At 63.0% G+C, this 10,830-nt stretch carries 8 protein-coding genes; all 8 read right to left on the bottom strand.

Features of this window, described 5'->3' with window-relative positions; genetic code table 11:
* Nucleotides 1-36: 36 nt before the first annotated feature.
* The gene (locus EOA36_RS15320) at nucleotides 37-873 is read right to left on the bottom strand and encodes a metallophosphoesterase (RefSeq protein ID WP_127278346.1); all 837 of its coding nucleotides are present in this window, start codon (nucleotides 871-873) and stop codon (nucleotides 37-39) included.
* A gap of 239 nt (nucleotides 874-1,112) precedes the next feature.
* Nucleotides 1,113-1,523 carry a carboxymuconolactone decarboxylase family protein gene (locus EOA36_RS15315; RefSeq protein WP_127278345.1) on the bottom strand — a complete coding sequence of 137 codons (411 nt, stop codon included), beginning with the start codon at nucleotides 1,521-1,523 and terminating at the stop codon, nucleotides 1,113-1,115.
* A gap of 390 nt (nucleotides 1,524-1,913) precedes the next feature.
* Nucleotides 1,914-3,410 carry a sugar ABC transporter ATP-binding protein gene (locus tag EOA36_RS15310; RefSeq protein ID WP_127278344.1) on the bottom strand — a complete coding sequence of 499 codons (1,497 nt, stop codon included), beginning with the start codon at nucleotides 3,408-3,410 and terminating at the stop codon, nucleotides 1,914-1,916.
* Nucleotides 3,410-4,465: a hypothetical protein gene (locus EOA36_RS15305; protein WP_127278343.1), complete on the bottom strand. Its 1,056-nt coding sequence runs from the start codon at nucleotides 4,463-4,465 to the stop codon at nucleotides 3,410-3,412. Before EOA36_RS15305 ends, EOA36_RS15310 begins: the two co-directional genes overlap by 1 nt.
* The gene (locus tag EOA36_RS15300) at nucleotides 4,462-6,585 is read right to left on the bottom strand and encodes an SMP-30/gluconolactonase/LRE family protein (RefSeq protein ID WP_127278342.1); all 2,124 of its coding nucleotides are present in this window, start codon (nucleotides 6,583-6,585) and stop codon (nucleotides 4,462-4,464) included. Before EOA36_RS15300 ends, EOA36_RS15305 begins: the two co-directional genes overlap by 4 nt.
* Nucleotides 6,586-6,841: 256 nt before the next feature.
* Nucleotides 6,842-7,867 carry a sugar ABC transporter substrate-binding protein gene (locus tag EOA36_RS15295; protein WP_015317085.1) on the bottom strand — a complete coding sequence of 342 codons (1,026 nt, stop codon included), beginning with the start codon at nucleotides 7,865-7,867 and terminating at the stop codon, nucleotides 6,842-6,844.
* 87 nt (nucleotides 7,868-7,954) lie between these two features.
* Nucleotides 7,955-8,941, bottom strand: coding sequence for an ABC transporter permease (locus EOA36_RS15290; RefSeq protein WP_127278341.1), 987 nt, complete (start codon nucleotides 8,939-8,941; stop codon nucleotides 7,955-7,957).
* 271 nt (nucleotides 8,942-9,212) lie between these two features.
* Entirely contained in the window at nucleotides 9,213-10,646 is a 1,434-nt protein-coding gene (locus tag EOA36_RS15285) for a DHA2 family efflux MFS transporter permease subunit (RefSeq protein WP_127278340.1), read from the bottom strand.
* Nucleotides 10,647-10,830 lie beyond the last annotated feature (184 nt).

Here is a 10,830-nt window from a genome sequence, read left to right as displayed (position 1 = left end):
GACAGGCCTTGTTCAGGCCGCGAAGCGAGAGCGCGCTCATGACGCGACCTTCCCGCGGACCTTGTGCGCCTCGTGCGGGTAGACCTCCTCGACCACGTCATCGAGGACATGGACGGTCATGCCGGGAATTGCGACGATCTCGCTGGTGACCGTGTCGCCGAACTCAAGCACGACGGCGCCGAGCAACCGCTCGCCCGGCATGTCGCGCTCCATGTCCCCGACGACGAAGGCAGCCGACGGACCCCATATCAGCGAAGTGTTTTGGTATTTGCCTTGCCATGCCCGGTGCAAGTGCCCGCTGGCGAACAGCGCGACATCATGGGCGGCGATCAGATCGTAGAGACGCTGCCGCTGTGCCGGGCGGATGCTCCAGTAACCGGTGTCGCCCTCGCCCGGCTCATCGATGAACAAGGGCTTGTGGGCGAAGAGCGCGGCGCGCCGGCCGCCTCGGCTTTCCAGCGCCGCGCGCAGCCATTCGAACTGGTTCTCTTCGTCGGCATCATCAAAGCCCATCAGCAAGCTGTCGAGGCCGATGAGCCGCCAGTTTCCGGCGTCCTCCACCCAGTAGTCAGGCCCAACCAGCCGGCGCCAGCGCTCGAGACGTTCCGCATTGACCGGCTGCAAGGAGCCGGGCAGATGGCCGACATCGTGATTGCCGGGCACAAGCAGCATCGGGACTGAGATTTCCCGCATCAGGTCCATGCAGAAGCTGATGTCGGCATCCTTGTCTGCGCCATCGACGCTGAGATCGCCGGTATGGATGACGAGGTTCGCAGCGCTCTGCTCGATCCAGGCGGCGAGCGGCTGCCAATTGCCGTTGAAATGCGGCTTGGTCGGGCTGAAATGGGTATCGGTGATCTGGACGATTTTCATGCCGGCTCCATTGCGAGAGCCGGCTGCCGGAAAACCACCGAGCGACCTCGCGTGTGGCTTCCTTAGTGCCGTTACATGTCACTTCCTTAACAGCGTGGGGACAAATGTGCGCGGCGCGCCGATAGGCCGGCTAGCCGCCGGCGCGGTTCAGCGCTCGATAGAACTACCGAACCGCTCTAACTCTTTGTTTTTGCGTAATTTCAGATGGAAGGCCGCTATGCGCGTTTCCCGGAACGGCTCTAGCTTTTCACCTCGAATTGCGGATCGACTGGAATCTGCATCGCCGTAACCAGATGATTGGTCTGGCCGGCGAGCCCGATGATCGACACCAGCTCGCCGTGCTGCGCGTCGGTCATGCCCTTGGCGCGCGCCGCCGCCGTGTGCGAGTGGACGCAGTAGGAGCAGCCATTGGCCGTCGACACCGCGATGTAGATCATTTCCTTGGTCAGCGGATCGATGGCGCTGTCCGCCACCATCACAGCCTTCAACTGTTCCCAGATCCGCTTCAGCGCCGCCGGATCATTGGCCAGCCCACGCCAGAAATTGTTGACGAAATCCGATTTGCGCGTCGCCCTGATGTCGTCGAACACCGCCTTCACCGCCGGGATTTTCTCGACCTCGGCATCGCTGAGGAGCTTTGTGGTGGCCATGATCGGGTCCTTTCGTTTGGATGAATAAGGTCGTTGAAACAAGTTTCGAGCAAATGCGGCGGCTAACCAACTTTTTTGACTCGGTTTTTGGCGCTCAATGGCGTGGCGCCTTGAAGGTTGGCCGAAGCACTTAAACTTCGTCATCCCTGGGCGAAGCAGGCGCGAAGCGCCGTCGCGGAGACCCTGGGATCCATGCCGCGACTTTCACCGTAGAGTGCAGCGGAGCCAAATCCTGCACCATAGCAGCGCTTCTGAGTCTCGGCATGGATCCTCGGGTCTGCGCCGCGTCGCTACGCTCCTTGCTCCGCCCGTGGATGACGAAATGACGGATGCCTCGACTAGCCTCCGGTGTTCGATCCAATGGTGCGATCATCCACCTTGTCTCGCCACCTAATGCACCGCCGCGTACATGATCCTCTCCTCCGTCGCCTCCGCCGGTGAAAACTCCTCGACGATGCGCCCTTGCCGGCAAACCAAAATGCGATCCGACAGGTTCATGATCTCAGGCAGGTAGGACGAGATGACGACCACCGCCAGCCCCTCATCCACCAGCCGGTTGATGATCTGGTGGATCTCGGCGATCGCGCCGACGTCGACGCCGCGCGTCGGTTCGTCGAAGATGACGATGCGCGGCTTCTGCACCAGCCCCTTGCCGATCACCACCTTCTGCTGGTTGCCGCCGGACAGTTCGACGACGCGCGCATTGTCGTTGATCGCCTTGATGTTCAGCGTCTTGGTCCATTCCGCCGAAAGCTGCCGCAACTCCTGCTGGTTGATCACCCAGGCCTGTTCGCGGCCCGCCGCCAGCAGCCCGCCGAACAGGTTCTCGGCGATGCCCATCGTCTCGAAGATGCCTTCGCTCTTGCGGTCCTCGGTGACATAGACAATGCCGTCGGCCACCGCTTGGCTCGGCACGAGATAGCGCACCGGCCTGTCGTCCAGTTCGATCGCACCGCCGCGCAAAAAATCGCGCTTGTAGATGCCCGACACGATCTTGAACGTCTCGGTGCGGCCCGAGCCGATCAGGCCGAACACGCCGGTGATCTGGCCCTCGAAGATCGAGAAGGAATTGTTGCGCACGACGTTGCTCATCGAAATGTCCTGCACCGACAGCACTTTCTTGCCGGCCTTGCGCAGCCTGGCCTCATCGCGCTGGCGGTAGATCTGGCCCGACAGCGTGCGCCCGACCATGGCGGCGACGATCTTGTCGCGGTCGAAGGCCGACGTGTCGTCGGTGATGACCAGCTCGCCGTCGCGCAGGATGGTGATGCGGTCGGCAATCATCAATGCCTCTTCCAGCGCGTGGCTGATGAAGACGATCGAGACACCGTTCGCCTTCAGCCGCCGGATCAGTGCGAAGAAATGCCGCTTCTCCTCCGGCGTCAGCGTCGCTGTCGGTTCGTCGAAGATGATGATCTCGGCATTGTGGTGCACGGCGCGCGCGATCTCGACCATCTGCCGCTTGGCGGCGCCCAGCGTCGCCACCATGGCGTTCGGATCGACCGGAAAATTCAGCGACTGCAGGAACTGCTGTGCTGAAATATACGTGCCGCGCAGCCGGTTGAGGAATTTTTCAGTACCGAGATAGAGGTTCTGCGCCACCGTCATCGACGGCACCAGGCTGGTCTCCTGGAACACCATGGCAATGCCCGCTTCGAGCGCGGCATGCGGTGAGGCGTAGGCGATCTCCTGGCCCTTATGGAACATCTTGCCCGAGGTGGCATCGACCACTCCGGCGATGATCTTGGTCAGCGTCGACTTGCCGGCACCGTTCTCGCCGAGCAGCGCATGGATTTCGCCCTTGCGTAGCTCGAAGGTGACGTTCTTCACCGCGGGCACGCCGCGGTAATTCTTGGTGACGTTCTCGAGGCGAACTATCGGTTGCATCAGAAACCTCCCGAGGCAAGGTCGACGGCCAGCACGCAGTCGCCGCCCTTCGAGGCGATCAACAGCCCGCCGTCCCTTTCCGCCACGCTGCAGATGCCGTGGCGCGTGCCGTTGGCGCGGCTGTGCAGGCTGAACTGCGGCTGCATGTTTTGATCGAGCCTGACCACCAGCCCGTAGGAGCGGCTCGGCGACCACGGCTTGTGGATGCCCATGGTTCGGATGCCGCCGCATTGCAGCGGCTCGAGGAAGCTGCGGTTTGAGGCCAACGCCGGCGCGATCCAGTAGGCCGGCGGCACCTGTCCGATCATGTCCTGGCGATAGTGCGTTTCCTGCAGCACGAATTCGATCAGCCGGTTGCGCGGCGCGAACAGGGCCAGCCACGCGCCACCATCGCCGGCCGGCGACAGCCGCGCGGGATAACCGGGCAGATGCGTCAGCACGGTCGAGCGATCGCCGGTCGTGCCATCGAAACGGACGAGCTGGTGGCGCCAGCTCTCGCTCACCAGCACGTCCCTACCGAGGGGATGGAGCCCGTAAGGGAACGCAATGTCGCCGGCCAGCTTGCTGAACTCACCGCCTGCCGCATCCCGCTTCCAAAGCGAACCGGAGGCGCCCTTCTTCATCAGATCGGCGGCCCATTGCGACGGCGTGTGCTCGGCCGACCCATTAGCCAGCCAAAGCCCGCCGTCCTCGGCATAGGCAAGAGCGGTGATGCAACGGATTCCGGCTGGCAGCGACACCTCCCTGGCCGCGATGAACAGCTTGCCGCTCTCCAGCGCTACCGTGAGTTCGCCTGAAGGCGACAGCGACAGCGCCGTGACAGGAGACGGAAAGGTCTCGACCACGGCGGGTTCCACACCGACAGCAATCCCAAGGACGGCGTTGCCGCTTGAGGCGAGCAGCCGGCCACCGGCAACCAGCAGATTGTCGGGCTCGGTCAGTTCGGCGAAAGCCGACGCATCATCGAGCCGCGTGTTCGGCCGGAAGGCGCCGTCGAGCGGCGGGATGGTCACTGCCTTGCCGCGAAACATATCCAGGATCGGATCGAGGATCATGGTTGCGCCCCCCAATAGGAAGCGGGGCTGGTCCAGTTCGGGTCGGCACCCCTGATCTTGTAGCGGCCGATGCGGTTGTTGAGGATGCCGCCGACGAACAGATATCCCTTGTGCTCGCGCATCGAGGTGACCATCGGGTGCGCGCCGCCCGTCAAGTCGCCCATCGCCTCGACGATGCCGCCCTTCTCGTTGAATTTCACCACGCCGCCGGTGTTGATGTTGGGAAACAGCCATTCGTCCTGCGGCAGCCGGCGCGTCATGCGCTTGCGCATGTCGGGATGGCGCAGCGAGAGGTCGAAGCTCGGCGTGCGCATACCCAGCCACGCCATCCAGTAATTGCCGTCCGAGGCCCGGTTGATGTTGTCAGGATACCCCGGCATGTCGCGGATGACACATTCGGCGGTGCCCGCCTTCGGCCCTTCCAGCCAGTAGCGATGCACGCGGCAGGCCCAGCTTTCGGCGAAGAACAGCGACTTGCCGTCATGCGCCATGCACACACCATTGGTGTAGCGATAGCCGTCGAGCAGCGTCCTGGTCGACCCGTCCCTGGGGTCGTAGACCAGCAGCCGTCCGGTGGCGCGGTTCTCGATCGAGTCCAGCGCCCAGTCATGGGCGTCGTAGCGCTTGGTCGAGTCCGTAAAATAGATGCGCCCGTCCGGAGCGATGTCGCAATCATTGGGATCGCGCAGCCGTGCATCGTCGACGATCGAGGTCCAGGAACGCGACGTCTCGGCCGACAGACGCTTCACCTCGCGCTCAGGCGACACGGAATAGAGTCCCATCGCGCCAACGCAGCTGATGAGATTGCCTGATTTGTCGAAGGCGAGCCCCAGCGGAAAGCCGCCAATATGGGCGAACACTTCCGACCTGACATAATCGGGCGCGAAGAAGCGGACGATCTCGCCATGGCGGGTGCCGCAATAGAGATTGTCGTCGCGGTCGAGGATGACGTCTTCAGGCCCCTCCAGTTCGCCAAGCCCGATATGGTCGGCTGAAGACAACCGGTTGTCGAGCGCGTAAGGCGTGCCGGAGCCCGGCACCGCGGACTGTGTTTCGCCCATCTTGAGATAGACCGGCGCGACATAGACCTCGTTCAGCACCTTGTGGCGGTTCTTCAGCCAGCGGATGTCGATGGTCACAGCCACCGCAAGCATGATGCCCAGAACCATCTGGTTGGTGCCGGTGCCGTAGCCGAGCCGGATCAGCCCGTTGGTCATGGTGAGCACAATGATGGCGCCCATCAGGCCCTTGATCACCGAACCGCGCCCGCCGCCGAGGCTGACGCCGCCGACCACCGCAGCGGTCAGCGCCATGATCTCCAGGTTGAGGCCGGTGCCCGGCCCCGCCCCGCTCAACCGGCAGGCGATGAGAAAGCCGCCGATCGAGGCGCAGAAGCCGGAAAAGACATAGGTCATGAACACGGTGCGGCGCACCCGGATGCCGGCATTGTGCGCCGAGCGGCGGGAACCGCCGACCGCCAGCACATGCCAGCCGGGCCGCGAGCGCGTCAGCGCGATATGGGTGACGATGGCGAGGATGATTGCCAGCCACACCGAGACCGAGAGCCCCCAGAAGGCGCTGTCGCCTATGAAATCGAGCACGTCAGACGTAGCGGTCGAAAGCTGCACATCGGCGGCATAGGTGGTGACCAGAATGTCGAACAGCGCCCGCCCGAAGATGAAGGTCACCAGCGTGGTGAGGAAGGCGCGCAGCCGGAGATAGCCGACGAGGTAGCCGTTTATCGCGCCGAACACGAGGCCGGTGGCGAGCGAGGCGGCCAGCGCCAGCCAGATCGACTGTTCCAGGATGAAGAAGACATAGACGGCGGAGAAACAGGACAGCGCGAAGATCGAACCGACCGAGAGATCGATGCCGCCGCCCAGCATCACCACGGTCATGCCGGTGACGACCATCGAGAACTCGCCGAGCTGGCGGGTCGATTCCTGCAGCGAGGAGAGCTTGAAGAAGCCCGGAATGATCGAGCCGAAGGTCGCCAATGTCACCACCAGCGCCAGGAAAGGAATGGCGTTGTCGGTCCAGCGCTTGGTCAGGATCTCGCCGACCAGATGGTCGGGCACGAGATTGTAGCGCCAGGACTGAAGGCGTTCGCGAAAGGTCATCGGCTGCTGCTATTCCATGAGAAAAAGGGCCGGGTTGTTCCCGAGGCATGGCTTCGGGTAATTCTCGATCTCGCCGCTGCCCTCATCCGCCTGCCGGCACCTTCTCCCCGTATAGAGACGGGGAGAAGGGAAGCGCACCAACGTCGGCGTCCCCCTCTCCCCGTTCTTCACGGGGAGAGGGTAAGGGTGAGGGCAGCGCAAACCGCTAGCGATTAGAGATGGCCCAAGCCACCTCGCTGACATTAACCGCGCGACACTATTTCGCCGCCGCCTCGGCCTGCAGCGCCTTCAGGTCCCAGCAGCTGTCGGGCTTGAGGTCGGCCTTGGTCGTCGCCTTCTCCAGCGTGTAGATGTAGGTGTGCGAGGTGCCGGCCGGCTGGCCGCTCTGCAGCAGGAATTTTATGATGGCGTTCATGTCGCCCGACTGGCGTGCAAGATCGGTCATCACCACGGCGCCATAGGTGCCGTCATTCAGCTTGTCGCAATCGGCCGCCTTTTCGCCGCCGCCGGTGGTGACCAAAAACACCTTGCCGTCGAGCTTGGCGTCGCGGATCGCGGCGGATGCACCGGTCGCGTCACCATCCCAGAAATCGATGATCGAGCAGATGTCGGGGTTCTGCTGCAGCATGGTCGTGGTGACGTTGCGCGAGGTCGTGGCATCCCAGTTGGAGTCGGGCTTTGCCACGACCTTGAAGTCGGGATGCTTGTCCAGCACCTTCATGATGCCGGCATACTGGTAAAGGCTGGAAGAATTGGCCTGGTCGCCCTGCACCAATCCGATTTTCTTGGACGAGTTCTCGCCGCAACCCTTGATCGCCGCTTCAGCCTCGAGCTGGCCGAGCCGGTCCCAGTCGCTGCCGACAAAGGCGTCGGCGGGAAAATTCGCCGGATTGTCGACCAGGATTACATAGGTGCCGGCCGCCTGCGCCTTCTTCATCAGCTTGGAATAGGAGTTGAGGTCCGGTGCATGGATGATCAGCACATCTGGCCTTGTGTCCGAAGAGATCGCATCGGTGATCGCCTGCGCGCCGGCATCGACCACCCAGTTCGGATCGCGCGTCTCGAACGTGCCGCCCCAGGCCTCGACCTCCTTCTTCAGGTAATGCGCCCAGCCCTGCGCCAGGTCGAAGCCCATCGCCAGCGGCACCAGCATGACACGCTTGCCTTTCAGCGCTTGTGCATAGGCAGCAGGGCCTGGATCGTCAGCGGCGAAGGTCGGCGCCACGAAGGCGGTGACGGCAAGGGCCGTGGCAGCCGCCATGAGTGTTCTGATCAGTTTCATGTGTCATCCTCTGGTTCGGTTTTCATTGCCGGCAGATCATTCCGATCGCACCGGGTACCCCGAGCAAGATGGGCTAGCCCATCTGCTCTAAATGTCGCCCTGCTGCGCGGTCTGTTCGTCGCGCGGATTGATGATGCCGTCGACGATGATGGCGCCGAGCAGGATCGCCGCCTTGATCAGGTTCTGGTAGAGCAGCGGAATGTCGATGATGGTCATGGCGTTGAGCAGGATGCCGATCAGTGCTGCGCCCACCAGCACGTTGCGCACCCCGCCTCGCCCGCCCGACAATCCGATGCCGCCGATCACCGCCACCAGCACGATGTCGTAGAGCAGCGTCGAGTTGACGACCCGCGTGTTGATCGAGTGCAGGCTGGCCGCCGTCAAAAGGCCCGCGATCAGCGCCACGAAAGCGGACAGCACATAGCGCAGCACCAGCATCGGCCGCACCGGAATGCCGATGTTGCGCGCCGCCACCGGATTGTCGCCGGCGAAATAGATGTAGCGGCCCCATTTGGTGTAGCGCAGGAACAGGAAGAACAGGAAGGCGAGCCCGGCGAAGACGAACACCTCGATCGGAACGTCGAGAAAGCGCAGGCCGCCGAGCAGTTCCACCCAATGGCCCTGAGGCACCGGCACCGCGTCCTGCGTGATCAATTGCGAACGCACATAGCCGAAGACGAAGGAGCCGGTCGCCAGCGTGACGAAGATCGCCGGCACATCGGCATAGGCGACGAGAAAGCCGTTGAGCAGGCCGATGGCGAGCACGCCGGCCAGAACATAGGCGAAGGCCAGCCCGTCCGGCGTTCCGGTGTTGAGCAATTGCAGGTACCAGGCGACCGACATCGCCATGATCGCCACCGCCGACAGGTCGATGCCGCGGCCGATGATGACGACGGCCATGCCGAGCGCCAGTATGCCCAGCACCGACACCGAGCGGACGATGGCGACGAGATTGTTGGGATCTATGAAACCCGGCAGGCCAATTGCGGCGGCGACGAACAGCACCACCGCTATGGCAAAGACAATGCCTTCCTGATTCAGGCTCCTGAAGTTCAGCCAGCCGGCCATGTTCATTGTCTGCTTTCACCCCGATGGCAGCGCTGCCACCCCTGGGTCGAAAACTAATCGGCTCAGCGTCGCTTCGTCAAATGAATCCGCGTTCAAAACGTGGGCTTGCGATGAGATTCGCAAAGTGGACGCATTGATTGCCGAATCTGGCGCAATGCCCGGAAACTTAAACGCTTTTGGCAATTGTTTGCACCATCTCGGCGCATTGCGAAAGCGTCACACCAAGGCGAAAGGCGAAGACGGAATTTAACCTCGCCATGGGCGGGAAAATTCGATTTCAGTTCCCGGCAATATGGCCCGAGACCTCGGCGCCGGCGGTCCTCGGCAACACCAGGAAACGAAACGACGCCACCAGCCCGATGACGGCGATCACCAGGAAGGCTGCTCGAAAATCGACGAGATCGAGCGCCGGCCGGCCTCTCGCGATCTGCGACAGGTTGAGGATCGCCGCCGCCACGGCAACGCCGAACAGCATCGCCACCTGCTGCAGCATCGAGGACAAGGTCGCAGCGGAGCTGCGCTGCCCGGCGGCGATATCGGCGAAGGCCAGCGTGTTGAGCGCGGTGAACTGCATCGAGCGCGACAGGCCGGCAATCAGCATCAGCGCCACCACCAGCGCCTGCGGCGTCTGCGGCGAGATCGCCGCGCAAGCCATGATCGATGCCGACGCGATGATGCCGTTGACGACCATCACCGAGCGAAAGCCGAAGCGACGCAGCATCGGCGTCGTCACCGTCTTCATGCCGAGATTGCCAAGGAAATAGGCCAGGATCATCATGCCGGCGTCGACGGGCGAGAGGCCGAAGCCGACCTGGAACAACAGCGGCAAAAGGAACGGCGTGGCGTTGATCGCAACCCGGAAGATGGTGCCGGCGGCAAGCGTCGAGATGGCGAAGGTCTGCACCTTGAACGACGACAGGTCGAGCAGCGGATGCGGCGCGCGATGGAGATGACGCACCGCCAGCCATCCGACGACGATCCCCGCCGCGATCAGCCCCACCGTCGGCAAGGCGCCATCCTCCGGATGCGCGATGCGCTCCAGGCCATAGAGCAGGCAGGCGAGCCCCAGCGACGTCAGGAAGAAACCCGGCCAATCGAGCGGCTTGGGATCGGCTTCACGGTCACCGGGGATGAAGCGGGCGACCAGCGCCAGCCCGATCATACCGAGCGGAATGTTGATGAAGAAATTCCAGTGCCAGGACAGATAGGTGGTGATGAAGCCACCGAGCACCGGCCCGACGACAGGCGCGAACAGCGCCGGCCAGGTGATCAGCGCCGTGGCGTTGAGCAATTCGGATTTCGACGCGTTGCGCAGCACCAGGATGCGGCCGACCGGCGTCATCAGCGCGCTGCCCAGCCCCTGCACGGCACGGGCAATGACGAATTCGGTCAGGTTCTGCGAAAAGCCGCAGGCAAGCGAAGCCAGCGTGAACAGCGCGATGGCGACGAGGAAGATGTTGCGCGCGCCGAAACGGTCGGCGAGCCAGCCCGACAGCGGCACGAACACCGCCATGGTCAGCATGTAGACGGTGATGCCGATGCTCATCGCCACCGCCGGCACGCCGAACGATTCCCCCATCTGCGGCAGCGAGGTCGAGATGATCGTCGAATCCAGCAGTTGCATGAAGAAGGCGATGGCGACGATCAGCGCCACGCGCCGCGAATTCCCGGCTGGGTCGGCTGAAGCTTCGGTCTCGGAAATGGCAGTCATGACGGACCGCTTTGAACAGCATTTGGCCGATGGCGTCCAGACAACAGCCAACAAACTTTCGTGTCGCGCCGCGGCCTGTTATGGATGAGCGGGGTGGCCGAGGAACGCAGACGCATGAAGCCTATCTATATCGACTACCTCAATGCCCTCGACATCGAAGCCCTTGCCATGACCGATGCCGAGA

The organism is Mesorhizobium sp. M8A.F.Ca.ET.021.01.1.1 (genome assembly GCF_003998025.1).
GTDB lineage: Bacteria > Pseudomonadota > Alphaproteobacteria > Rhizobiales > Rhizobiaceae > Mesorhizobium.
This window is presented reverse-complemented; position numbering and strand designations above follow the sequence as displayed.